This window comes from Pedobacter sp. NEAU-ZC8, assembly GCF_059278965.1.
Map to the genome: position 1 here is coordinate 76,369 of NZ_JCAJXC010000003.1, position 24,650 is coordinate 101,018.

Annotated in this window: 19 protein-coding genes, 1 tRNA gene and 1 other RNA gene; 11 read left to right on the plus strand and 10 right to left on the minus strand. The window is 43.9% G+C overall.

Annotated features, from left to right (window positions below):
* Nucleotides 1–18: 18 nt before the first annotated feature.
* The 3 genes from AC5WJX_RS03520 to AC5WJX_RS03530 are packed head-to-tail and all read right to left on the minus strand — an operon-like array spanning nucleotide 19 to nucleotide 4,629.
* Entirely contained in the window at nucleotides 19–2,178 is a 2,160-nt protein-coding gene (locus AC5WJX_RS03520) for a ComEC/Rec2 family competence protein (protein WP_494483374.1), read from the minus strand.
* Between the two features lies 1 nt (nucleotide 2,179).
* Complete coding sequence (locus AC5WJX_RS03525) at nucleotides 2,180–4,243, minus strand: ComEA family DNA-binding protein (protein ID WP_494483375.1); 2,064 nt, start codon at nucleotides 4,241–4,243, stop codon at nucleotides 2,180–2,182.
* Nucleotides 4,244–4,293: 50 nt separating this feature from the next.
* On the minus strand, nucleotides 4,294–4,629 hold the full coding sequence (locus AC5WJX_RS03530; RefSeq protein WP_494483376.1) for a MerR family transcriptional regulator: 336 nt from the start codon (nucleotides 4,627–4,629) through the stop codon (nucleotides 4,294–4,296).
* Between the two features lie 115 nt (nucleotides 4,630–4,744).
* On the opposite strand from AC5WJX_RS03530, the gene alaS reads away from it, so the two are divergent.
* Complete coding sequence (alaS, locus tag AC5WJX_RS03535; RefSeq protein WP_494483377.1) at nucleotides 4,745–7,453, plus strand: alanine--tRNA ligase; 2,709 nt, start codon at nucleotides 4,745–4,747, stop codon at nucleotides 7,451–7,453.
* Nucleotides 7,454–7,540: 87 nt separating this feature from the next.
* Here alaS and AC5WJX_RS03540 read toward each other — a convergent pair whose 3' ends face one another.
* Nucleotides 7,541–8,008, minus strand: coding sequence for a hypothetical protein (locus AC5WJX_RS03540; RefSeq protein WP_494483378.1), 468 nt, complete (start codon nucleotides 8,006–8,008; stop codon nucleotides 7,541–7,543).
* A 104-nt stretch (nucleotides 8,009–8,112) separates the two neighbouring features.
* On the opposite strand from AC5WJX_RS03540, the gene gatB reads away from it, so the two are divergent.
* The 5 genes from gatB (at nucleotide 8,113) to AC5WJX_RS03565 (ending at nucleotide 14,019) form a co-directional block, all read left to right on the plus strand.
* Nucleotides 8,113–9,561, plus strand: a complete 1,449-nt coding sequence (gene gatB / locus AC5WJX_RS03545; protein ID WP_494483379.1) for an Asp-tRNA(Asn)/Glu-tRNA(Gln) amidotransferase subunit GatB — start codon at nucleotides 8,113–8,115, stop codon at nucleotides 9,559–9,561.
* Between the two features lie 2 nt (nucleotides 9,562–9,563).
* Complete coding sequence (locus AC5WJX_RS03550; protein ID WP_494483380.1) at nucleotides 9,564–10,670, plus strand: redoxin domain-containing protein; 1,107 nt, start codon at nucleotides 9,564–9,566, stop codon at nucleotides 10,668–10,670.
* Between the two features lie 108 nt (nucleotides 10,671–10,778).
* Nucleotides 10,779–11,468 (plus strand): response regulator transcription factor, encoded by a 690-nt coding sequence (locus AC5WJX_RS03555; protein WP_440429268.1) that lies wholly within the window; start codon nucleotides 10,779–10,781, stop codon nucleotides 11,466–11,468.
* Between the two features lie 27 nt (nucleotides 11,469–11,495).
* The gene (locus AC5WJX_RS03560) at nucleotides 11,496–12,218 is read left to right on the plus strand and encodes an RluA family pseudouridine synthase (protein ID WP_440429269.1); all 723 of its coding nucleotides are present in this window, start codon (nucleotides 11,496–11,498) and stop codon (nucleotides 12,216–12,218) included.
* Nucleotides 12,219–12,225: 7 nt separating this feature from the next.
* A complete protein-coding gene (locus AC5WJX_RS03565) occupies nucleotides 12,226–14,019 on the plus strand; it encodes a chloride channel protein (RefSeq protein WP_494483381.1) in 1,794 nt (597 codons plus the stop codon).
* Between the two features lie 23 nt (nucleotides 14,020–14,042).
* Here AC5WJX_RS03565 and AC5WJX_RS03570 read toward each other — a convergent pair whose 3' ends face one another.
* The 4 genes from AC5WJX_RS03570 to AC5WJX_RS03585 form a co-directional block, all read right to left on the minus strand.
* Nucleotides 14,043–15,443 carry a sigma-54-dependent transcriptional regulator gene (locus AC5WJX_RS03570; RefSeq protein WP_494483382.1) on the minus strand — a complete coding sequence of 467 codons (1,401 nt, stop codon included), beginning with the start codon at nucleotides 15,441–15,443 and terminating at the stop codon, nucleotides 14,043–14,045.
* A gap of 93 nt (nucleotides 15,444–15,536) precedes the next feature.
* Nucleotides 15,537–15,906: RNase P RNA component class A (rnpB, locus tag AC5WJX_RS03575), an RNA gene on the minus strand.
* Nucleotides 15,907–15,929: 23 nt separating this feature from the next.
* Entirely contained in the window at nucleotides 15,930–16,361 is a 432-nt protein-coding gene (locus AC5WJX_RS03580) for a c-type cytochrome (RefSeq protein WP_494483383.1), read from the minus strand.
* Nucleotides 16,361–17,014 carry an SCO family protein gene (locus tag AC5WJX_RS03585; RefSeq protein ID WP_494483384.1) on the minus strand — a complete coding sequence of 218 codons (654 nt, stop codon included), beginning with the start codon at nucleotides 17,012–17,014 and terminating at the stop codon, nucleotides 16,361–16,363. The genes AC5WJX_RS03580 and AC5WJX_RS03585 overlap by 1 nt, the downstream gene beginning before the upstream one ends.
* 119 nt (nucleotides 17,015–17,133) lie before the next feature.
* Here AC5WJX_RS03585 and AC5WJX_RS03590 point away from each other — a divergent pair, with 119 nt between their 5' ends.
* From AC5WJX_RS03590 to AC5WJX_RS03600, 3 genes are read left to right on the plus strand one after another with little or no spacing between them, the layout of a single operon-like run.
* Nucleotides 17,134–18,135, plus strand: coding sequence for a beta-ketoacyl-ACP synthase III (locus AC5WJX_RS03590; protein ID WP_494483385.1), 1,002 nt, complete (start codon nucleotides 17,134–17,136; stop codon nucleotides 18,133–18,135).
* A 10-nt stretch (nucleotides 18,136–18,145) separates the two neighbouring features.
* A complete protein-coding gene (locus AC5WJX_RS03595) occupies nucleotides 18,146–18,580 on the plus strand; it encodes a hypothetical protein (protein WP_494483386.1) in 435 nt (144 codons plus the stop codon).
* Between the two features lie 46 nt (nucleotides 18,581–18,626).
* A complete protein-coding gene (locus AC5WJX_RS03600) occupies nucleotides 18,627–19,028 on the plus strand; it encodes a hypothetical protein (RefSeq protein WP_494483387.1) in 402 nt (133 codons plus the stop codon).
* A 50-nt stretch (nucleotides 19,029–19,078) separates the two neighbouring features.
* Here AC5WJX_RS03600 and AC5WJX_RS03605 read toward each other — a convergent pair whose 3' ends face one another.
* Nucleotides 19,079–19,948: an SGNH/GDSL hydrolase family protein gene (locus AC5WJX_RS03605; RefSeq protein WP_494483388.1), complete on the minus strand. Its 870-nt coding sequence runs from the start codon at nucleotides 19,946–19,948 to the stop codon at nucleotides 19,079–19,081.
* Nucleotides 19,949–20,387: 439 nt separating this feature from the next.
* Here AC5WJX_RS03605 and AC5WJX_RS03610 point away from each other — a divergent pair, with 439 nt between their 5' ends.
* On the plus strand, nucleotides 20,388–22,043 hold the full coding sequence (locus AC5WJX_RS03610) for a glycoside hydrolase family 43 protein (protein ID WP_494483389.1): 1,656 nt from the start codon (nucleotides 20,388–20,390) through the stop codon (nucleotides 22,041–22,043).
* Nucleotides 22,044–22,116: 73 nt separating this feature from the next.
* Nucleotides 22,117–24,153, plus strand: coding sequence for a hypothetical protein (locus AC5WJX_RS03615; protein ID WP_494483390.1), 2,037 nt, complete (start codon nucleotides 22,117–22,119; stop codon nucleotides 24,151–24,153).
* A 367-nt stretch (nucleotides 24,154–24,520) separates the two neighbouring features.
* Here the strand turns inward: AC5WJX_RS03615 and AC5WJX_RS03620 are convergent.
* A tRNA-Ser gene (locus AC5WJX_RS03620) sits at nucleotides 24,521–24,605 on the minus strand.
* Nucleotides 24,606–24,650: the final 45 nt, after the last annotated feature.

The following is a 24,650-nucleotide window of genomic DNA, read 5'->3' on the forward strand; positions in this document are numbered from 1 at the left end:
ATAATATAGGAATATTAGCTATTTGGTAAGGTTTACCAAATATGCTTTTTTATTTCTTAATTCATAAACGGGCAGATCAAAATTCTCCGCAACACTTTTGTAATGCGCTGAACGGAAAACTGTGTTGCTGCCGTCAATGATCAGCTGCTTGGTTTGGCATTGTTCCAGAAGTTGCTGGAGGTCCAGTTTAGCAAACTGACTGATGTTGAGCACATCCGCTTGCAGAGGAGTTTGCAGCACTTTATTGTTGAAGCAGGAGTCTACAAATAACAGGTGGAAATCAAGGAAACGTACTTGATGCTCTTTGATCTGAAGTTTTTGGCTCTTCAGGTTTTGATGAATGTTGAGGTATCTGATGTTTGTTACGCCGGCCTGTTCTAATGCGGGCTTTACAGCGGAACGTAATACTTTGGAGTTTTCATCGAGATCCGTAAGTAACCAGGCTTGGTTCCGGTGTACAAATCCTATCGCAGAAGAATTTCGGAGGCTAAAAAAGATGACTTGCTGTTGTTGGCTCGTTTGGTATTGCTTAAATCCAAAGTTCAGGGTAAGCAGGCAGAGTGCCGTTAACGCTACGTAGATTAGCTTTTTGCTAAAGAAAGTGAATGCTAAACAGCCAGCTAAAAGTAAGGTGGAGAGTAGGAAAAGCTCGGGCTTGCTGATCCATATTCCTGAAATGGAGGCAAATGGAAGTTCGGAGATCCGTTTGAGGCCAATATTATTAAAGTTGATTATCCATTCGAATATGGATCCAAGAATATCCAGGCGAAGTACCAGGATAGCTATGCCAAGATACATGATTAACGAAACGGGTAAAAGAATGAAGAGGTTGCTAATGAGGAAATACAAGGGAAACTGGTGGAAGTAGTATATGGCTAGAGGAAAAGTGGCAAGCTGAGCGGCTATGGACAATGCAAAAAAGTTCCACAACTTATCCGCTGCGTAGTTTTCAAAATCAAACCAGTTGTAGATGAGCGGCTGAAGGAAGATTAATCCGAAGACAGAGAGATAGGAGAGCTGAAAACCGACGTCGTAGATCAGCAAGGGGTTGTAGAGTAACATCAGAAATGCAGCACAACACAATAGGTTGTAGCTGTTTTGATGCTTCTTGAAAGTTGTACCTGTGATGTAAATGGACAACATAATGGCTGAACGCAGCACAGAGGGGGCCAGGCCAGCGATGAAGGCATAAAACCATACCAGTCCGATGACAACCATAAATTTAACTACACGTCCCTGCTGCCATTTATCCAGGAAGCTGAACATGAAGTTGATGATCAGGTAAATCAAGCCCACATGCATCCCCGATACGGAGAGGGCGTGAATGGTGCCAGTTTTGGAATAGGCGGAAAGCGTATCTTCACTAAGATCAGCACGGTAGCCAAGGATTAGCGTTGCCGCTACCGCATTGGCCTCCTCATTGTTCACTAATTTTCGAAAATACGCCACCTGTTGCTTGCGTATTTTCAAGGCCGCACTCGTCAACAGGTCACCTTGATTCGATTTATGCTTCAAGACTTGGTCCGACTGAACGAATAGCTGATGAAAAAAATTCTGATGTTTGTACCAGGAACGGACATCAAATTCGTATGGATTCCGGGGCGCAGCAATCGTATCGAAATTGCCTGGCACAAACAGTTGATCGCCATATGCAAAACTTACATCCTTGCTTTCGATCTTTCCTGCAGGCCCTGATGCGGGATTGAGTTTAGCGCTACTGTTGGCTATATTAGTAGTAGGAGGTTCTTTTTGGATCGAGATCAGGAGCTGTCCCGACACGGGGATGCCCCGGTCTTTTCGGAATGCTTTCAACACTTCTGCCCGTATGCTAATGATGTTAGCATGTTCTTTTGGTTCTTCAATGATCTGGACCTTCAAATAGTCACTTTCCCATTTGGAGAAGTGGCTGGGCAGGGCCAACTGATCGTTGAGTATAGCGAGGCTGCCACCTACCAGGAACGGGAAAATGTAAAAGCAGATGTAGACTATCCGCTTATGCATGTAGCCGCTGAATCGCGCGTATCTTAGATTTAACAGGCCGAGGAGCAGGATTGTTATGGTGCCGAGCCCAACTAGCACATATAACCAGGTGAGCCCTTGTCCTTGGGAGCAACAAAGGATGCCGATAACCAAGGGTATGGTTAACCTCAGAAAAACAATTTCATTTTGGTTCAGCATCTCAGAATTGGTATCGAAGCTGAAATTTGAGCTCGTTTTTCTTGTTACCTTGAATGAGATCAAGACCTGAGCCTACAGTCTCAACATCCTGATAAATGAAGATGGCATAACGTGCCCAAAGGTCGAGGTTTCGTAACATCTTGTAACGTAAATTCAGGTAACTCCTGAAGCCCTTACCATTATACATTCCAAAACCTGAGCTGTACAGCACGTCATCTTCATAGGCGTAAACCCTGCTGTTGTATGAATCAGTGTTAAAGTATGCTATTCTTGCCGTGCCGGATAACTTCTTTCCAGCAGGATGAATCCCCACATCCTGGTAGATCATAAAGCCGATATCCTTAACTGATGCCTTATGGTACTGAACCAACTCGCTGCGGTGCTCCAGTGTTAAACCTCTGCTAAGCTGCCAGGATAAAGCCAGTCGGTAATTGGTTTTACTTAGGCTTACAATATAGGTGCTGTCCACATCGCCGTCCGGATTTTGTTGCTTGTGTTCGGTTTTCACCCTTATGGTTGCCTTGATGGCTTTCACAGGTGTGTATATCACTTGGCTTAAGATTTCATAACCAGCGGAAGGTTGATCAATCCGGTATTTCAGCCAGGGGAATTTGAATACATCGCCATAAAGTGCAAACGTGATCCATTTATTTGGGGTAACATTAATACCTGCGTACCAGCCTTTTTCGTTACTTGCATCTGCCGTCTCTCCGAGGCTCCTGGTGAAAAAACTATGGTAGTCCTTATCATAGGAACGGTTGACAAGGACAAAAGACACAGTCTTGGAAATGCTCGCCATTGCACCCTGAACATATGCGATACCACCTCCCAGGCTATGTGCCAGCTCTCCATAGAAGTAGATGTTTTGAAAGGTGTAGTTGTAATGCAAACCCACGTTAGTAAGCTCCTTTCCAGTGAAATTAAATTGATTGTAAGCTAATGGACCGGTCACAAATGCGTTGGAATACTGACTATTATAAGCAACGATGCCGGCGTTTAAGTTGTCCGACAGGTACTGTATTGCGCCTCCAAGCACTTGCTGCCCAAGTGCGTTTCTATTTCGGATCTCCGTTGAAGTACGGTGGAGTCCGCTTGAGCTCATATTTACCTGTGTTACCGTACCGTCATCTGCGGTCTTGGTACTGGCATCGAGCTTTCGCGATGAGGCAAAGGCGGTGAGTAGCCAGCGATCATTGATGTTCAGGCTGGCTGCGGCTCCCCGAAGGAAGCTGACTTCATTCGCAGAACTGTATGGTCTAACCCCCAGGTCTTTCTTAGCCACACTGGTCACATCTGGTCCTTTGCCATATCCAAAACCCGACCACATGGTCAGGCCCTGTCCAAACTGCAGTCCGTAATCACCCACCACCAAGGTCTTGAATTTACTGAAGTTTGAGAGCGTAAGGTTGCCGGAAACGAAGTCCATTGACCTCTTGTTTATACCGCTAAAAAGGTATTCCCCCGCGTCTTTTTCAAACACAACATTGGCTGCGAGCATATCTTTATAGCGATATTTGTACTTTCCCAAAAGCTTCTCTCTGGTACCCAGGTATCTGCTTCCGGGTAGGTCTTGGAATCCACGTTGTTTCTCCAGCGTCTGCCCATAGCGCAGAAATAGTTCCTGATCGGCTGCTTTGAAGAGTTGTTTGCTGAAAACGTCTTTTAGATCCGGATCGTTTCCAACCCGGACAAAAGGCATCAGCCGTTCTAAGGTCTGCAGATCAAAGCCGTCAATTGCTTGTAATTCAAGAACATTACCAAAGGCTCCGTAAGTATTTCTGTATGTCAGAAGGTTGCTAATTTGCAGTGGAGAGAGGAAGAATAAGGTCTTCAGTTCTTCCGGACCTGTTTTGTTCAAGTCCAAGGGCTTGCGCCTATACTGGCCAAGTACTTCGATCAGCTCGGACAGGTCGTAATCCTCACCAAGTTCTGGGGCTAGTTGCTCAATGATGTCCCTTATAATGGGGTCTTCCTGTGCAAACGAGCCAAAAGGGAGCGCAAGCAGGAGTAAAACCGTGCACAGCAGGTTGCGATAAAAGCCAGAAGTTTTTGCCTGAAATACCATGCATTCAAGGTAGCTCAGGCTGCGGGAAAGTCTAAATCAACTTTAGAAAGCTATATTTCTTCATTCAACTTCAAAAGGAAATCTTTGAGCCTTTCTAGTGATGCTATAATCTTTTGATTTTCTTTAACCTCCGAATTGTTGTTTTTCAGGTGTTCTTTGGCACCCTTCAGAGTGAAACCTTTATCATCAACCAGATGAAAAATGATCTTTAAATTCTCGATATCTTCAGGTGTAAAAAGACGATTGCCTTTCTTGTTTTTCTTAGGTTGAAGTACATCAAATTCCTTTTCATAAAAGCGGATCTGGGAAGCATTAACACCAAACATTTCAGTTACTTCGCCCATTGTATAGTACATCTTATTAATTTCCCGATCTTTATATGGCATAGTTTATCTTTGATTATTAATGGTTTATGGCTCTTATCTAAAGTGTTCAAATGTAAAGGGATTTTAGTAGAATACCGTAATAAAATTTTAATTTTGTTCCTTATACTCAAATACGATGACAGCAAAAGAAATTAGAACCGCCTACTTAGAATTTTTCAGATCGAAAGCCCACCAGATTGTTCCCTCTGCGCCGATCGTCGTAAAGAATGATCCGACCCTGATGTTCACGAATGCAGGTATGAACCAATTTAAAGACCTGTTCTTAGGTGAAGCACCGATCAAATTCAGTCGTGCTGCCGATACACAGCGTTGTTTAAGGGTTTCCGGAAAGCACAACGATTTGGAAGAAGTAGGATTGGACACCTACCACCATACCATGTTTGAGATGCTTGGTAACTGGAGTTTTGGTGACTATTTCAAAAAGGAAGCTATTGCCTGGAGCTGGGAGCTGCTAACTGAGGTTTACAAGATTCCTAAAGATAAATTATATGTGTCGGTTTTCCAGGGAGATGAAAAGGAGGGTTTGCCTAAGGATCAGGAAGCATACGACATCTGGTTGCAGTATGTGCCAGAAGACCGGATCATTTTGGGTAATAAGAAGGATAACTTCTGGGAAATGGGTGATACAGGTCCATGTGGCCCATGTTCTGAGATCCACGTAGATTGCCGCCCTTTATCGGAGCGTGAAACCCTTGCTGGAAAATCATTGGTAAATGCTGATCATCCCCAGGTAATCGAGATCTGGAATAATGTATTCATGCAGTTCAACCGCTTGAAAGATGGATCATTACAGCCCTTACCTGCACAACATGTAGATACAGGAATGGGCTTCGAGCGCCTGGTACGTGTACTACAAGAAAAAGAATCAAACTACGATACGGACGTATTCCAACCACTAATCCAATTTATTGCGGCAAAGGCTGGAAAGGTATATGGCGCAGATGAAAGGTCGGATATCGCCATGCGGGTGATGGCTGATCATATCCGGGCAATATCCTTTGTAATTGCCGATGGACAATTGCCTGCAAACAACAAAGCTGGCTATGTGATCCGCAGGATCCTTCGCCGTGCGGTAAGATATGCTTACACTTTCCTCGACCTAAAAGAACCCTTTCTAAACCAGCTGGTTCCGGTGCTTGCGGAGCAGTTTGTGGGTGTATTTGATGAACTTGCTGCGCAGCAGGACTTTGTACAAAAAGTTGTCTTGGAAGAGGAGGTTTCATTTTTAAGAACCTTAGCAACAGGGATCCAGCGCTTCGAGAACTATACTGCTAAGCAAGCAGAGTTTTTGATGTCTGAAAATGCAATTGACCCTGAAAAGTCCTTCGAAGATCCATGGGTGTACAGCATCCTTAAAGACCAGATGGTTATATCGGGTGACTTCGCCTTTGAACTTAACGATACCTACGGGTTTCCGATTGATCTTACAGAACTGATGGCTCGCGAGAAACGTTGGTCTGTGGACATGGAGGAGTATCATAAAGCACTTTTACAGCAGAAGGAGCGCTCGCGTGCAGCAACTGCTATTGATACTGGTGACTGGGTGCTTGTTAAACCTGATCTCGAAGTGGAATTTGTTGGCTATGATGACTTTGAGGCTGAAACTGAGATAATCAAATATCGTAAGATCTCTGCAAAGGGAAAAGACCAATATCAGATTGTGTTGAGCAAAACACCTTTCTATGCTGAAAGCGGTGGTCAGGTGGGGGATACTGGCCGCTTAGAGGACCACAGTCGTATGTTCTTTGTAGACATCACCAACACCAAAAAGGAAAATGGTGTAATTGTACATTATGCAGATACCCTACCCGAAGACCTCGAAGGTACCTTCTGGGCTGTAATTGATGAAGATAAACGTCTGTTGTCGCAAGATAACCACAGTGCTACACACTTGCTTCATGCGGCCTTGAAAAAGATCCTTGGTCCCCATGTGAATCAGAAAGGTTCTTTAGTAACCCCAGAATACCTGCGCTTTGACTTTTCCCATTTTGCAAAGATCACTGACGAAGAGCTTGCGAAGATAGAGCACCTGGTGAATAAGAAGATCAGAGAGAACATCCCATTGAAGGAACAACGTTACGTGCCGTATGAAAAAGCTATCTCAAGTGGTGTAACTGCGTTGTTTGGTGAGAAATATGGTGATTTAGTAAGGATTATCACTTTTGATGATCATTTCTCAAAAGAGCTTTGCGGTGGTACGCACGTACAAGCCACAGGTCAGATTGGTTACTTCAAGATAACTTCTGAAAGTGCCGTTGCAGCTGGGGTAAGACGTATAGAAGCCATCACTGCTGATAAGGCAGAAGCCTTTGTAATCAATCAGGAGCGTGAGCTTAATGAACTAAGAACTTTATTGAAAGGCAACAGGGATCTTAAGTCTGCAGTATCCGCTTTGATTGATGAAAATGCGAAGCTGAAGAAAGAAGCGGAGAAAGGCCTTGTGGAGCATGCCGCCAACCTGAAAAATAGCATTATACATCATGTTAAAACCATTAAGGGAATTAATTTGATTGCTGCTCACGTGGATCTGCAGAGCGCTGATGCGGTAAAGAACCTGGCTTTTTCTGTTAAGGAAACCATGGACGAGTTATTTCTGGTTATGACCACCTTAATTGATGACAAACCAGGTATCACGGTAATGCTTTCAGAAAACCTTATTGAAGAACGGGGACTTAATGCTGCTGCAATCATACGTGATCTTGCCAAGGAGATTCAGGGTGGTGGAGGTGGCCAGCCATTTTATGCTACCGCTGGTGGCAAAAATAAAGCGGGTCTTCCGGAGGTATTGAAAAAAGCTGAGACTATCGTTAATAACCTTCCATAGGTTTGCTACACCTGTCATGTAATATCGCGTTGGCTGGGATCTTACCATATATAAACAAGAAAGGCACCCTACAGGTGCCTTTCTTGTTTAATGTCTTCCACGATAGCCGTGTTCTCTATCGTGTTTATGCTTGTTGTGTTTCTTGTTGTGGTGTTTAGGCTGCGGATAGTCGCGGTACACCACCCGATGCCTGCTTACACGTGCGGGTGCGTAGTTTGCGTATCCATATTGTGACCTATAATTATGATGACGGAGGTATGGACGTGGTGCGTTAATGACCACTTTGCGCCCCCGATGTAGATCATATCCACGGTATCTGGCCGGCAGGCGTTTCGTTTTAACCCACTTTCTACCGCTATAATAAATAAAGGTTCGGGAAGGCACATAATAGTAGGTTTCAACCTCTGGTAAGTAGTAATAATCCACATGATCGTAGCCTGCAGGCCCCCAGGCAGGCTGTGCACCAATGTTTACGTTAACACTAACCTGTGCCTCTGCAGGGCTGGTGAACAAGGCTGCTAAGCCAAGTGTCGCCATCAACAATAGTTTTTTCATAATGTTTCATTTTGTGTGTAAAAAGCAAAATTCAAAGTTTGTGCCACGATCAGCGTAGCTGCTAAACAAATCCTTTAACATATTTGGTTATCTTTGCTTTAGAAATGAATACAGATCAAACGCAATTTGAATTGGTATCAGGCCTGGAAATACATGTTCAGCTTAATACTGTAAGTAAAATCTTTTCATCCGACAGCGCATCCTTTGGCGCTGAGGCTAATGCGCATATCTCACCGGTAACCATTGGTCTGCCTGGTGCACTTCCGAAACTCAATAAGGAGGTGATCGAGAAAGCCATGCGCATCGGACTGGCATTAAACTGCAGCATCAATCAACTAAACTATTTTGATCGAAAGAACTATTTCTATGCAGACTTGCCAAAAGGCTACCAAATCACGCAGGATAATAAGCCCATTTGCATTAACGGGTATATTGACCTGACACTATCAGATGGTAGAGAGAAGCGTGTGGGAATAAACCGTATTCATCTGGAGGAAGATGCAGGTAAGAGCATGCACGATCAGGATGATGCTTATAGTCTCATTGATCTTAACCGTGCTGGTGTACCTTTGATTGAAATCGTTACCGAGCCAGACATCCGCTCTGCGGAGGAAGCTTCAGCGCTGCTTACTGAAATCAGGAAGCTCGTGCGGCACCTGAACGTGAGTGACGGGAACATGGAAGAAGGCAGCTTACGATGTGACGCAAACATCTCCATCCGCGAGGTTGGTGCAACGACATTTGGTACCCGTTGTGAGGTGAAGAACCTGAACTCTATTCGTAACGTGCGCCGTGCGATAGATTTTGAGTTTGGGCGTCAGGTTGAAGTCGTATCCGCCGGAGGCGAAATCATCCAGAGTACTTTAAACTTTGATGCTGATGCTGGCACAACTTCTCCAATGCGCAGTAAAGAAGAGGCCAATGATTATCGTTATTTCCCTGACCCTGATCTTCCGCCTGTGGTTATTTCAGATAGCTGGCTTGCAGAGGTTAAAGCCAGAATGCCGCAACTACCAAAGGAAATTATGCAAGGCTTGATGAAAGACTACAACATCAACCCTGCTGATGCCACTTTACTTGCTGAGGATGCAGACCTTCTTACATTCTTTAACACAGCAGCCGAAAGTATTAAGAATAAAAAGAGCCTTGTAAACTGGTTAACCGGGCCAATTAGGGCACTGTTAGCAGAGCAACAATGCACGATAACCAGCTTCAGCCTAAGTCCGGTGCAGCTTGCCCAGGTAATTAACCTGGTAGACGAGAAGAAAGTGACGCAACAAATTGCGCTTCAACAGCTGATTCCGAATATAAAGAACCAACAACAAGACGTTGAAGAAGTAGCTACCGCTATGAACCTGCTTATTGCTGAAAACAGCGATGAACTGGAAGGCTTTGTAGATCAGGTGTTAACCAAACTGCAGCCTCAGGTGCAAGCTTATAGAAAAGGTAAAAAGGGTGTCTTAGGTCTATTCGTTGGCGAAGTGATGAAACTTGCCAAAGGAAAAGCCGATCCCCAAAAAGTGAACTCCATTATACTCGAAAAATTAAAATAAAAATGAAGAAACTAATCTGGTTGTTCCTGATAGGTATTGTCGTATTTGCAGCCTGCAAAAGCAATGATAATTTTACCATTGAAGGTAAATTTGAGAATGCAGCACCACAAGGAAAGATTTATCTTTTCGCAATGGTCAATAACAATTCTGTTCCTGTCGATTCAACGGTATTAAGCGACAAGGGTGAGTTTAAATTTACCCGATCCACTAAGTCTGTAGACTTCTTCAAAATTGGCGCTAACCAAAACGAATATGTGGTCATTGCGCAGAATGGTGATCAAATAAAACTTAACGCAGACCTGAACGATCCTACAATGGCTTACCAGCTTTCTGGTGCAGCAGAAGCGGACAAACTGCAGGAGCTGAATACGTACAAAAACAAGTACAACGCTAAAATGGCGGCCATTCAGGCGAACTATGACCAACAGGTAAGCGCTAATCCAGATAAGCGAGAGATGATCGCGGAACAGCTCCGTCCTGAACTTATCAAGGTGTCTGACGAGATGATCAACTTTATTCTGAAGTTTGCGAACGACAATCCTGATGCCCTGACCAGCTTTTACGCTATGACTTCGCTGAACCCTTCTGATTACGAGAAGGAATTCATTGCCTACTCTGATAAAATTAAAAGCAAATTCAATGATAATCTTGCTGTAACGGAATTCCTGGTAAGGATGGCCAAGCTTAAAAGTGTTCAAGTGGGACAAGATGCGCCGGCATTTACCATGAAATCCATAGATGGTAAACCAATCAGCCTGGCAGATTTCAAAGGCAAGTATGTGCTGCTGGACTTTTGGGCCTCCTGGTGTATGCCATGCCGGAACGAAAATCCTAACATCGTAAAAGCTTATAATACTTATAAAGACAAAAACTTTACTATTCTGGGTATATCGCTCGACAAAGATCCTAAAGCCTGGGCACAGGCGATTTCGGCTGATAAGCTTACCTGGTCACATGCCAGTGAGTTGAGCGACTTTGAAGGTCCTACAGTTAGATTGTATCAAATTGAAGCTATTCCAAGTTCATTCTTAATTGACCCGACAGGAAAGATCATTGCTAAGAACCTGAGAGGTGAGGAGTTAGCTGCGTTTCTGGAGAAAACACTTTAATCAAGCAACGTAATGTTAGCTTAAAATTACGGCTTAACAATTTGTTAACCTTCAATTAACCTGCTCAAACATTACTTTGCCTAATTTCGTCACAAATAGTTTAAGGATATGAGTGCTACAAACCAGAAAATTTTAATTGTTGATGATGAACCGGATATCTTAGAGCTTGTTGAATACAACCTAAAGAAAGAGGGATACACCGTCTTTACGGCCAGTAATGGACAGGAAGGTATTACCTTAGCCAAGAAAGTTCAGCCCGATCTGATCGTACTCGATATCATGATGCCCAAGATGGATGGGATAGAAGCTTGCCGCTTAATGCGCGCCATTCCAGAGTTCAAGAACACCTTCATGGTATTCCTGACTGCAAGGAGTGAAGAGTATTCTGAAATTGCAGGTTTTAATGTTGGAGCTGACGATTACATCGCCAAGCCGATCAAGCCACGTGCACTGGTAAGCAGGATCAATGCCATACTAAGACGTAATAACAGCACTGAGGAGCTCTCCGAGAACAAGATTGAGATTGGAGACCTGGTTATCGATCGTGAAGCATATTTGGTTTACCAGGCCGGAGATAAGGTTGTACTTGCTAAAAAAGAATTTGAGTTGCTGTATCTTTTAGCATCCAAACCCGGGAAGGTATATACCCGGGAGTCTATCCTGAAAAATATATGGGAGGATTCCGTTGTGGTAACCAACCGTACCATAGATGTCCATATCCGCAAATTACGCGAGAAACTGGGCGAACATTATGTATCAACTGTAAAGGGCGTGGGGTATAAATTCGAACTTTCTTAGTACTTTTGTGCTTTAGAAAATTAGAATTTGAAATATCCTTCCTTTAAAGACCTGATCCTGTTCGAAAATGATGACTTTATTGTTGTCAACAAGCCGCCCTTTGTAGCCTCACTAGATGAGCGCGGTGGTTCGGGAGAGGTTAACATATTAAGACTAGCAAAACAATACAGTCCGGATGCGCAGGTTTGCCATCGCCTGGATAAAGAAACATCAGGTGCAATAATCATTGCAAAACACCCCGAGGCCTATCGCTCGGTAGCCATTCAGTTTGAGAAAAGAAGAATTCAGAAATTTTATCATGCCATAGTAGACGGACAGTTTGTCTTTGACAATCTGTTCGTTGATCTTCCTATTCTTAATGATGGCAATAAAAACGTAACCATCGACAGGAAAGAAGGAAAACGTGCCGAGACTTATTTCAACTCCATTACGCAGTATCGTCATTATACATTGGTTGAATGCAAGCCAATTACCGGCCGGATGCACCAAATCCGTATACACCTTGCAACACAACGTGCGGCGATTGTGGGCGACGTAATGTACCGCGGTAAACCCGTGTTCCTTTCTTCAATCAAAAAAGGATACCGGTTGTCGAAAGACGAAGAGGAGCAGCCCATCATGAAACGCTTTGCACTCCATGCAAGACAGATCATATTCAAAGGTCTGGACGATCAGGAGATTAACATAGAGGCACCTTACCCCAAGGATTTTGCAACGCTAATTAAACTATTAGACAAATTCGATAAATAAGTGCTGCATGCAGGTGAAGTTTGTAAACTATATTGATCAGGTCAACCAATTTCGACGGACGAAAATATCGAACAGAAACTTCCTTATTATATGCGCGCTTGTTGTGGGCATTATCGCGGGCCTTGCGGCCTCCGTGTTGAAATCACTTACACACTACATTGAACATTTCCTGCAAACCGAGTTTCAATGGAAGTATAAGTACTTTCTCTATTTTCTCTTTCCCATGATCGGGATCTTTCTTTCCGTGCTGTATGTACGTAAGTTCATCAGAAAAGGAAAGTTCGAGACTGGCTTAACGCCGATACTGTACGGGATCTCACGGAAGTCGAGTAATATTGAAAGTCACAATATTTACTCGCAGATCATCACTTCAGCGATAACAGTTGGTTTTGGAGGCTCCGTTGGACTGGAATCACCTATTGTAAGCAGTGGCTCTGCAATAGGGTCAACTTTGGGCCGCATTCTGGGCCTTTCTTATCGGGAGATCACGATGCTGCTAGCCTGTGGCGCTGCCGCAGGAATTGCGGGAGCCTTCAATAGCCCGATTGCAGGAATGGTATTCGCCATTGAGATCTTACTGCCCGAATTTACCATTCCGGCATTCATACCGCTACTACTTGCTTCAGCAACTGCCGCCGTAGTCGCCAGGTTGTTCTATACGGAACAGCTATTCTATCTGCTGACCGAAGGCTGGGAAACCAACGCCTTACTCTGGTATGTAGTACTAGCAGTACTTATAGGTTTGTTTTCCATCTACTTTGCCCGTGCAAACTTTGCCATCAAACATTTCTTTGCAGATATTCAGCATCCCTATAAGAAGGTAGTTGTAGGTGGGCTCATGCTTGGTGGGATGGTGTTTTTATTTCCTGCGCTATACGGAGAGGGCTATATCACCATTAAAGAACTGCTTAGCGGAAATTACAACTCCATGCTCAGCAACAGTATTTTCTCCGACTACAGCCATGTGCCGCTGTTTATCATTCTTTTCTCCGTACTTACTGTTTTCACGAAATCTGTGGCCACATTAGTCACGCTGAGCGCAGGAGGGAATGGGGGTACCTTTGCACCAAGTCTGGTTATGGGCGGGCTTATGGGCTTCACGCTGGCATATAGCATAAATACACTTGGCTTTGCGCAGGTGAGTGTGCCCAATTTCATTGTTGCAGGTATGGCGGCAGCACTCAGCGGCATCATGCACGCCCCGTTAACTGGCATATTCCTGATTGCAGAGATCACCGGAGGATACCAGTTGATGGTGCCACTGATGATTACTTCGGCAATTTCATACTTCATCAATCGTAGCAAGTTCAAATACTCCATCTATACCAAACCCCTTGCAGAATCTGGCGCATTACTTTCCCTGGAAGATAAGGATACCACCGTATTAAACATGATGAAGTTACGATACCTGATTGAGAAGAAGGATTACCTGATTCTGGATTGCAATGATCTGATCAGCGGCCGTATGAATGACATCCTTCAATCTAAGCGTAACATCTTCCCCGTAGTAGATGAAAAGCAGCAGTTTAGAGGCCTGATCTATGTAGAGGATGTACTCCGGGCGGTTAACAATCCTGAAAGCGCACAACTAACTGCAAATGACCTCATGGCCCCTGCACCGAAAGTATTGCTACTCACAGATTCTATGCAAGTTGTACTTGAGAAAATGGAGCAGGAAAATGTGTGGCTCTTACCAGCACTGAATGAACAAGGGCAGTTTCTTGGATTTGTCTCTAAAACAGCGATCTTTAATAAGTATCGGGCGATGCTTAGAAGGCAGGCTGATTACATGGAGTCCTAATCAGGAATGGAAAAGCGCGCGGATTACTCCGTTACGCGCTTTAATCCAAATTTCTCAATCTTGCTGTATAGGTGACTACGCTGAATGTCAATGTCATCAGCCGTCTTGGAAACGTTCCAGTTGTTCTTTTCCAGCTTGAATTTGATGTATTCCTTTTCAGCATGGTCTTTATATTCCTGGAAGTTGCTGAACTGGTCGAAGTTCGTTAAGGTCGATTTTCTTGGCTGTACATTGCTGCCGTTACCCTGGCCAATGTTGGTGCCACCTCCTGGATTTGCGAAAGCAATAACATCTTGTTCGGTGATCACTTTATCACTTAAGATGATCAAGCGCTCTATCATGTTGTGTAGCTCGCGCACGTTCCCCGTCCATGGTAAAGACTGCAGTGCAACCATAGCGTCATCGCTGATGCTTTTCACTGGCATGCCATAACCTTTACAGATGTCATCCAGGAAGCTTAACGCAATTTCCGGGATATCTTCCGTGCGTTCCGTTAAATTAGGCACGTGGATGTTAATCACATTCAGACGGTGGTATAAGTCCATACGGAAATTTCCAGCCTCAATCTCTTTCAGCAGATCCTTATTTGTTGCTGCAAGTACACGAACGTTCACTTCAAGCTCTTTCTCGCCACCAACCCGGGTTATTTTATGCTCCTGCAAAGCACGCAGAACCTTAGCCTGAGCAGAAAGGCTCATGTCACCAATCTCATCAAGGAAAAGCGTTCCACCATTAGCCAGCTCAAATTTTCCAATGCGCTGCTTCACCGCAGAGGTAAAGGAACCTTTTTCGTGGCCGAAAAGTTCAGATTCGATAAGCTCTGAAGGGATTGCCGCACAATTCACTTCTATAAGTGGACTATCAGCCCGGTTAGACTTCTCATGCAACCAGCGCGCTACAAGTTCTTTACCACTACCATTCGCTCCTGTAATTAATACACGGGCTTCAGTAGGCGCAACCCGCTCGATAGTTTCTTTGATTTTTTGAATGCTTTCAGAATTACCAAGAATGTCCCTGGTCTTGCTAACACGTCTTTTTAGAACTTTAGTTTCCGTTACCAGGCTACCTCTGTCAAGTGCATTTCTAACGGTGATCAATAATCTATTAAGATCAGGTGGTTTGGAGATAAAGTCGAAAGCACCCTTTTTACTGGCCTCAATAGCGGTCTCCACAGTACCATGGCCGGAGATCATGATGAAAGGAAGGTCAGGGCTGAAAGCAAGCGCTTGCTCCAAAACCTCCATGCCGTCCATGCGGTTCATCTTGATATCACAGAGTACCAGGTCGTATTTTTTCTTTTTGATTAATTCCAATCCATCCGCACCATTATCAATATCATCAACCTCGTAATTTTCATATTCCAAGATCTCACGCAAAGTGCTTCTAATCGCACGCTCATCGTCTATTATTAATAATTTCGCCATAAGGGGGTTGAGATTGTTCTAATTTAAGGACACGAATATATTACTTTTATCTTTATAGGAGAGTCACAAAAAGATAAAAAGCTGACATAAAATAAAAAATGCAAGCCTGTAAGCCGGGTTCTGTTCCGGATAACCGGTTCCTACCATTAATCTAGGATAAATGTTGCCATTTACCTCAAACGACCTACCCACTAACATCGGACGAGCAGCCCTACATGCGTTAGCCTATTTGGTCTTTCAACTCCCGGGGTTTACCACAATTACGGTCGCCCGCAACTGTCGTGAGCTCTTACCTCACGTTTTCAACCTTACCTGTGCCTAAGCCATCGGCGGTATGTTTTCTGCGGCACTTTCCATAATCCAGGCTTAAAGCCCAGACCTCTTCCCGTTAGGAAGCGAGATGCTCTGCGTTGCCCGGACTTTCCTCTTCGAATGAAATCGCAGCGATAGGACGGCTTGCATTTCCTGCAAACATACGAAAATTAATTATTTACAGTTTTCAAGGTCCCTGGCAGCATCTTCCGTGCGGTACATGCCTTGTTTATTGCCGTAGGTATTTGTGATAAACACGATCAGCTGCGCCAGATCTATATCGGTAAACTCTTCATGAGCAGGCATCTTGTCCTCAAAGGTTCGTCCATCCACTACAATCTTGCCTTCCATCCCGTTCTTGATATAGCAAGCCAGCTTGTTTCGATTTTGCCTCAGATATGTGGTGTCAGTTAAAGGTGGAATGAGGTTCTCCAGACCTTCACCTTTCTCGCCATGGCAGTTCTGGCAATGTTGCACATAGAGATCACGGCCATTGGTATAGTACATGTCCTGTTCCAGGCTACCACCCGCTTCACGGTGACACGAGTAGAAAATACTGAGCAGGGCACAAAGCAGGACCGCAAAAATCAGATGACGACGATTCATTATTTTTTGTATTCGGCAAGCAATACTGGAATGTCTTTAGCCATTTGTTCAACTTGTTTTGCATCTGTACCGTCGTAAGCACCACGGATTCGACGATCCTTGTCAACCAATACTAACCAGCCCTGATGTACGTACATCCCTTTTTGAGTTGAGTCTATGGTAACTGAAACCAGGTAGCTCTTCTCAGCGATGGTATAAATATCCTCCTTAGATCCATAGGCAAACTGCCACTTTTGATCATCAACCCCAAGTTTAGAAGCATATCGCTTTAGTACACTCGGCTTATCGTATTTAAAATCAATGGTATGTGAAAGAAAACCTACTTCCGGGTTTGATTTATATTCCTCATAAACCTTTTTCATGTTCCGATGCATGATTGGGCAAATGCTAGGGCATGAGGTAAAGAAGAAATCTGCAACGTATACCTTATTCTTAAACGTATCGTTGTTGATGTAAGTACTATCCTGATTGAGGAACGAAAAGTTTGGAATGGTTTGATACACCGTATCCACCTGCTTCGAACCGTCGGCCAATGTGACTGTTTTCGTATCCCGCATTCCAAAAATTGGCAGCTTTTTATCTTGTTTACAGGAAGTCAGCATACCGACCGTTGAAGCAAAAAGAAGCAGGGAAAATAAGGGAGAAAATTTCATCAGCTAAAAGGATTGTTGAATGAGTGTTATAATACCGGGCAAAGGTACATTACCTTCAAAATAAAATGTAACGTAGCTGTAATATTTCATACTTTTGCGCCCACATAATTGAGACATTAATGAGGATTAGATATAATGCCGCTATTACCGCTTTAGGAGGATATGTACCAGAAACTGTTCTTACCAATAAAGCTTTAGAGGAAATGGTGGATACAAACAGTGAATGGATTGTATCCAGAACAGGAATTGAAGAACGCCGGATTGTAAATGACGAACGGTTTGCGACCTCAGACCTGGCAACCATGGCGGTTAAAGACTTACTTAAAAGTGCAAACATGAGCCCTGAAGAGGTGGAATGTATCATTATCTCCACTTCAACACCCGATTACATCATGGTTTCTACAGCAAGTGTGGTTTGTGAGAAAGCCGGACTTGTTAATGCCTGGGGTGTAGATTCGAATGCTGCTTGCAGTGGTTTTTTGTATGCCTTAACACTGGGCGCAGGCCTGGTGGAGAGCGGCCGTTACAAGAATGTAATTGTTGTAGGTGCAGATAAGAACAGCAGCATCATCAATTATGAAGACCGTAACACCTGTATTCTTTTCGGAGACGGTGCTGGCGCGGTGCTCCTGGAACAAACCACGGAAGAAGTTGGTGTTATGGACAATGTTTTTAAAACAGATGGCGCAGGCCGCGAACACCTCATCGTACTTGCCGGCGGTTCACAAACGCCTTCCAGCGTAGATACTGTAAACAACAAGCTAAATTACATTAGTCAGAATGGTAAAGTGGTGTTCAAAGCCGCTATTGAAGGCATGAGTGATACCTGCACGACCTTGTTAAAACGTAATGAGTTGCGTGTTGACGAAATCAACTGGCTGATTCCACACCAGGCAAACCTACGCATCATTAATGCAGTGGGAGAGAAACTTGGTCTTACTGATGCGCAGGTTAAAGTTAACATTCAACGCTACGGAAATACTACGGCGGCGACCATACCGCTTTGCTTATGGGACTACAAAAAGGACTTTAAAGCTGGCGATAACATGATTCTTACTGCCTTTGGTGCAGGATTTTCATGGGGTGCGACCTATTTAAGGTGGGCTGAACTGAGAGGATAATTCTAAAATCATGAATAAAATTTCTTGTTTTTTCTTGCTTGCACTCGCTTTGGCATCCTGCAAGCAGCAGGCGGACTATAAGGCGAGCCGGGATGAGGTGATCAAGGTGCACGATGTTGTGATGGCCGATCATGGCAAGGTTGTCGATCAGCAATTAAAGCTTAACGATATGCTGAAAGATCTGTCGGCCTTAAAGCTGAAGAACCCCGATATTGATACCCTTAAAGTAAAAGACAGCATTACTATTGTGCGGGACAGGCTGAATGTTGCTGAAGAAGCGATGAACACCTGGATGCATGAATTTGAGCCGGACATTACTGGTAAATCAAACGAAGAGGCGATCACTTATTTTGAAGCTGAAAAGCAAAAGATCCAGAAGGTGGATACCCTTTTCAAGGCTGAACTTAAGCGTGCAGAGGCTTATTTGAGCAAGTTCAAAAAATAATTATATTCGTTGTAACGGCTAATATCGGCTGTTTTTAATAATCATTATGAAAAAGATCTGTTTCGTTGTAATGCTCCTGATTAGCCTTGTTGCTGTTAAATCTAATGCTCAGGACAAGTTTGCTGCATGGCCAGCTTTGGGAAGCTTTCATACCGTTATGTCTGCAACCTTCCATCCAGCTGAAAAGGGAGATTTTGATCCTGTTAAGCAACGCAGTGGTGAAATGGTCGACAAGGCGGCATTATTGGAAAAGTCTGCTGTGCCTGCTCAATTTGATAAGCCGGAGATCAGAGCTGCATTGAAAACACTCAAGACTAAAACCACAGCGTTAAACAAGATTGTGCTTAAAAAAGCTAAAAATGAAAAAATTAACGCTGCGCTAGTTTCGGTACATGACACCTTCCACGATATTGTTGGTCTTTGTACAGAAGACCAAGAAAGCCACTAATTTGATCTTATAAACAAGTAAGGCCTGCAGATGATGCGGGCCTTACTTGTTTATGGGTTAACCGGACCGTAACCGAGTAAGTGTTTAAACAATGGTGCATTGAACATATAGCCATTTACAACCTCATGCCCTTTATCATTGATGTTTCTGCCGTCTGTAAAGGCATAAGCTTTTTTGATCTTAAAGTCTTGCTGACTTAGCTTTTTAAGTACATCAACCACATGATCGGGATCCCATTTGATCAGTTTTTCATTGAACGTTAGCAAGCGATTACGCTGGCTTTTCGCGTTAAAGTTTCTCGGTTGTGGCCCGGCAAAAAGATAGTTGACATTTGCTTTGACCAACATCTGCCGTAAGGTTTCATAGTTGCGTATTGTCTCCTGGTCACTATAACCATTGTTGATGTCGTTGGTGGTTAGTTGTATAATCACCAGGAACGGTTTTCTTTCCAGTGCTTTGGTAATGTTCCTGTCTTTATTTGGCGCCGGCCTGTTTGTGGCTTTCGTGCCACTAGGCATAATGTGGTAGGAGGTATACGTGCGTTTGGCCAAATTTACGACCGAGACCGTTTTATTGTCTTTCTTGAGTTTTGTTTTCATCAACTCCACCCAGCTTTTGCTTTTTGTACTGGCGCCTACACCTTCTGCGGTAGCAGAACCTAAGATAACGATCGTCGGATTAGTGTTACCTCTTTTGAAGGAGGGATCAACGGGCTTCTTATTGCTTACAGGTGGAACAACCGGTGAAACATCCTCATACCATTTCACTGAAGGGCCGGTATTGGTGACAGGTTCTGGATCGGGTACAGCTGCAGATGGCGTCGTAACGACTGGACTATCAAAAAGCTGTTCTTTACAGCCAAAGAGGGTGAAGGCAATCAGTAAAATTGAAAGCCTTGAAGCGCTTAATTTCAGGTTCATTTTTGGTAGAAAACAGCTATGTTATGGTTGTTTTTGTCTATGTAATTTTGGAATACTTAGACACCACGAAAGTGCAAATAGAATTACATCTGATGCGGCACAAACTACTACACAAGAAGATGGGAAAATTAGAGAAAAATCTACATTAGGTTTAGCGCATACACTTACCAGATTCACATGGAACAGGGATGAGAGATACATCAACCCAACATCAAACACACATCCGCCTTGGGCTGATGTGCGGTTGTTGTGTGGTTCATGTGCGTTTGATGTGCGTTTGATCCGAAGCTGGCATGTCCATGTCCGATCCTATGTCCTATCCTAATATAGCTAAACCGTTTATCTGTGATTTAATTTTTAAAGCTATTATGAAAATTACTATCATTGATGAAACGCAGGGTGCTCCAGTTGCGGAAAATTCAACTAACCAGATAGAAGAATGACTGTCTATAAAAAATTTAAGAAAAAGCTGTTTCAGGTTCCTGTGCTCGTCTTTTCATTGGTATCTTTCTGCACCGGTGCAGATGCACAGATTAAAAAGATGGTACCCACGGGCCCACCAGAAAATGCATTTTCTGCATTGGTAGACACTGCAGCACCCATTACTTACCGTAATCCAGTTATTGCCGGCTTTAATTCAGATCCAAGCATCTGCAGGGTAGGTGACGATTATTACATGGTAAGCAGTACCTTTGAATACTTCCCCGGGGTTCCTGTTTATCATAGTAAGGATCTGGTCAACTGGCAACTTATTGGGCATTGTATCACCCGCCCGGATCAACTGCCCAATGAGCTTAACATCTTTGCAACAACCATCCGCCATCACAACGGCGTCTTTTATATGATTACCACAAACACCGGGATAGAGGGTAACTTCTATGTGACTGCGACCAATCCTGCTGGCCCCTGGTCTGATCCCGTATTCATTAAGGTAAAGGCGATTGACCCTGATCTGTTTTTTGATGATGACGGTAAGGTTTATGTTACCTCCTCCACATTTGAACTGTTTGAAATTGACCTTAAAACCGGCAACCTTTTATCCGAAGGACGCAAAGTTTGGAATGGCACAGGTGGACGCTACCCGGAGGGTCCGCACATTTACAAGAAAGACGGCTTCTACTACCTGATGGCCGCTGAAGGTGGGACGGAAGAAGCGCATACGCAAACAATCGCCCGCAGTAAGTACATCTGGGGTCCATATAGTGATAATCCTGCAAATCCGATTCTTTCCCACGTGAATGCCGCAGGGCAGGGCAGTCCGATACAAGGGGTGGGGCATGCCGACATTACACAAGCACATGATGGCTCCTGGTGGATGATCTTCCATGGCTATCGTCCGGTAATTGGATATCCGGTACATCATACCATTGGAAGAGAGACATTCCTTGCGCCAGTAAGCTGGCCGACAAGCGGCTGGCCTGTTGTGAATGGAAATGGAACCGTGACGCTGGATATGCGTGTCCCTACACTCCCATTGAAGCCTTTTGCGGCCAAACCTGCAAGGATCGACTTCAAGGACCAAGAACTCGATTTGGAATGGAACTATCTGCGATATCCGGTAAGCTCTAATTATTCGACTACTGCAAGGAAAGGCTACTTGAGGCTTAAAGGTTCAGCGCAGACAATTGAAGACCGAAAGTCACCCACTTTCATTGGCCGGAGGGTTCGGAACTTAAATTTTACCGCTTCCACCGAGCTGGAATTTAATCCCCGCCAGGTAAATGAAGAAGCTGGTTTAACCTTAATAAATAACGGTGCACACTTTGATCTGCTGATAAAACAGGAAAATGGTCAGCGGGTGTTGGTAAGCAGGTTAAGGTTTGGTGGTGTTGTGCATGATTCTAAGCCAATAATCTTGAAACCGGGTCCGGTAAAGCTGGCTGTTCAGGGGGAGAAAGCATCATTAACTTTTATGTATGCTCAAGGTAACGAAACACTGAAACCGGTTCAGCATGTAGATGGTCGATTCATCAGCACGGAAACCGTTGGCGGGTTCTCAGGTTTGTACCTGGGCTTATATGCGACCGGTAATGGCAAAGCCAGTACTGCGGATGCGGATTATGACTGGTTTGAATATGTAGGGGATGAGAAATAGTAGGCTTTAACACAAGAAAAGACATAGATCCGTAGTGACAGATTCAAGCAAGACAGCAAATAAATTTAGGCGGATGGCGTTGTCCATCCTGGGTGGAGCAACAACAGCAATCGTTTATAAAACCTATGAGAAGATCAGTAGTGTAGCTTCAGGCTTTTTCCCTGAACCTCCTTTTGATGGCAAATGGTTGGAAAATCAAATTCCTATGGATCCGAACAACTTTTATCAGGAAAATACACCAGTTCTTGACGCGGACTTTTCACTATTCACCAAATCTAGTTTCAGCCCGGTAGAGGCATGGGGGCAATTGTATAAGCGTTATACGAGCCATTACTTATTTCCGAATGGTACAAATGTGATCTTGAGGCAAATTAGACTGGGGGACGGAAGTGGAACCTTCGAAGACATGCCTTTTTTCATTGTCGGAACTAAACATGATGACTCCGAAGTGCTGATCTTCCAGTTTAAAGGACTGGGCTACAATACTGAAACTGTCTACGATCTGCCTGCGCCGCTAGCGCTAAAGAAGATCAGCTTCACGACATCCGAACAATGCAGACCCACTTATATTAAGTTATTTGGTGATTATCAGCCTGTAAAGATTGCATATCCAAAACTTGTAAGGTATCCATTCGGGAACCAAACAGGTGTTAATGGCTTTTCCTGGAGCTGGAGCTTTAATAAGAGCCTGAATAAAGCAGATCCATTCAATGAAAGATCTTATCAGGTCCTAAAACAACTGGGTTCATGCAGGATCTATCTGGATGCAAAGGAACTGGTTCAGGAGCAAGGTAAATACAGGTTTAAACATGATTGGAGAGGCTTTGATCTTGATGGTTTATTTTCCCGATGCAAAGCTGATCAAATTTTTGTAAACATCTGTCTGCAGGGATCGCCACCTTATGTGGTGAATACATGGCCTGCAAACAACAGAAAGGACAGTTACACGATGCCATATGGAAAGGATAAGGAAGATGTTTCTAGTTACTTAGCGCTCGGTAAAATGGCTTTTCAGTTTGCGGCTCGATATGGACGTAATAAAAACATTGAACCTTCCTTGATTGAAGTGGATGAAACGCAGCCCTGGTATGAAAGTAAATCTGGAAAGTTGGTCGGTCTTGATCTAATTACATTGATGGAGATCGGCAATGAGCTTGACAAATGGTGGGAGGGAGAAGATGCCAACTTGTTAGGTCGTCAGTTTGCATACATGCAATCCACGGTATATGATGGGCACAAAGGGACACTAGGCAGAAACGTTGGTATTAAAACGGCCGATCCGACCATGCAGGTTACTAATGCCGGACTTGCTTCAACATCTCCTGATTTTCTGATGTCTTTTGTTCAGGAATGTGCAAAAATAAGAGGGTACCATCCCGACGGCAAGGTCAATATTCCTATAGATGGCTATTATTCCTTTCACTGCTACGCAAGTTATAGCGGCGGGCAGCATGCCGAAACTGAAAATAGAGGTATGTGCATTGAACAGAGTTTAGTTCCTGCCCAGCTTAAGAAATTTCATGAGGTGAACTATCAACATCTTGGAAATAAGAGGTTGGTGGTCGGGGAAAGTGGTTATGATATCAGCAAAAATAGTCCGCTTCGTGCGGAGCCGCCTAAAAATAGCGGGTACTCCCCATATGTTTGGCAAGGGATACTGATCCTCAGAACAGCACTATTCTATGCTAAGCACGGATTGTACCGGAACTTCTTTTTTACCTGGAGGGACGATGGGGCGATAGATGGCTGGCAGTTTAGCTCTTCGGGGATCACAAGTGAAAGTGCTGAGAGGCAGCTGGTATTACGACCATCGGCAATGTACCTGATTCAGACAAATTCATTTATGAAGGACTATGTCTGGGTTGAGCAGATTAATTCAAGCCCGCTTGTAGATAAGTGGCAGCATGGAGATTCATTCGTATTCAGCTTGTACTACGATACGGAAAGCAACCAGCAAGGAAGCTATTCTTTGGAGGTGCCGACTGGAAAAGTCACTAAATATGTGTTGAATGAAGATGGAGAAATACCTGCGGTTCAGGTTTTGAATGTAACAGCTGGAACAATCAATCTTGAAATTTCAGAAAAGCCGGTGTTTATAGCAATGGAATGATCGACCAGATCACTTACAAACGCCACAGGTACCGCCATCTTTTTTACAATGTTTGCAGTACTTGCAGTTTTTACAAGCTTTGCATGAGCTAGAGCCTTTGCAAGTAGCTACGCGGGAACTGTAACTATAATTTTTCACCGCCACATTACTTGGTGAAGCACTTAGGAAGATGAATGAGACGAAGAGAATTGAGAGCGATTTTATCATGATCTTTTTTCTTCAAAGCTAATGACAATCTAAATCATAAACAAAACTGTCAGGTAATTCAACTAGTTTAAAAAAGTAAGCGACTTATTATCTTCACTTGTCTTTGAGACTGCGCTGAAATGAAAAAAACCCGTCTTAGTATTAACTAAGACGGGTTCTGCGGAGAGTGAGGGATTCGAACCCCCGGAGCTATTACACTCAACAGTTTTCAAGACTGCCGCAATCGACCACTCTGCCAACTCTCCGCGACAAAAGTACAAACTCCGGCTGGATCTGCAAACAGCGACTTG

Bases quoted from the DNA above. Each gene is read 5' to 3' on its own strand.
- AC5WJX_RS03520 (WP_494483374.1), bottom strand. From the start codon at position 2,178: ATGCTGAACCAAAATGAAATTGTTTTTCTGAGGTTAACCATACCCTTG.
- AC5WJX_RS03525 (WP_494483375.1), bottom strand. From the start codon at position 4,243: ATGGTATTTCAGGCAAAAACTTCTGGCTTTTATCGCAACCTGCTGTGC.
- AC5WJX_RS03530 (WP_494483376.1), bottom strand. From the start codon at position 4,629: ATGCCATATAAAGATCGGGAAATTAATAAGATGTACTATACAATGGGC.
- alaS (WP_494483377.1), top strand. From the start codon at position 4,745: ATGACAGCAAAAGAAATTAGAACCGCCTACTTAGAATTTTTCAGATCG.
- AC5WJX_RS03540 (WP_494483378.1), bottom strand. From the start codon at position 8,008: ATGAAAAAACTATTGTTGATGGCGACACTTGGCTTAGCAGCCTTGTTC.
- gatB (WP_494483379.1), top strand. From the start codon at position 8,113: ATGAATACAGATCAAACGCAATTTGAATTGGTATCAGGCCTGGAAATA.
- AC5WJX_RS03550 (WP_494483380.1), top strand. From the start codon at position 9,564: ATGAAGAAACTAATCTGGTTGTTCCTGATAGGTATTGTCGTATTTGCA.
- AC5WJX_RS03555 (WP_440429268.1), top strand. From the start codon at position 10,779: ATGAGTGCTACAAACCAGAAAATTTTAATTGTTGATGATGAACCGGAT.
- AC5WJX_RS03565 (WP_494483381.1), top strand. From the start codon at position 12,226: ATGCAGGTGAAGTTTGTAAACTATATTGATCAGGTCAACCAATTTCGA.
- AC5WJX_RS03570 (WP_494483382.1), bottom strand. From the start codon at position 15,443: ATGGCGAAATTATTAATAATAGACGATGAGCGTGCGATTAGAAGCACT.
- AC5WJX_RS03580 (WP_494483383.1), bottom strand. From the start codon at position 16,361: ATGAATCGTCGTCATCTGATTTTTGCGGTCCTGCTTTGTGCCCTGCTC.
- AC5WJX_RS03585 (WP_494483384.1), bottom strand. From the start codon at position 17,014: ATGAAATTTTCTCCCTTATTTTCCCTGCTTCTTTTTGCTTCAACGGTC.
- AC5WJX_RS03590 (WP_494483385.1), top strand. From the start codon at position 17,134: ATGAGGATTAGATATAATGCCGCTATTACCGCTTTAGGAGGATATGTA.
- AC5WJX_RS03595 (WP_494483386.1), top strand. From the start codon at position 18,146: ATGAATAAAATTTCTTGTTTTTTCTTGCTTGCACTCGCTTTGGCATCC.
- AC5WJX_RS03600 (WP_494483387.1), top strand. From the start codon at position 18,627: ATGAAAAAGATCTGTTTCGTTGTAATGCTCCTGATTAGCCTTGTTGCT.
- AC5WJX_RS03605 (WP_494483388.1), bottom strand. From the start codon at position 19,948: ATGAACCTGAAATTAAGCGCTTCAAGGCTTTCAATTTTACTGATTGCC.
- AC5WJX_RS03610 (WP_494483389.1), top strand. From the start codon at position 20,388: ATGACTGTCTATAAAAAATTTAAGAAAAAGCTGTTTCAGGTTCCTGTG.
- AC5WJX_RS03615 (WP_494483390.1), top strand. From the start codon at position 22,117: ATGGCGTTGTCCATCCTGGGTGGAGCAACAACAGCAATCGTTTATAAA.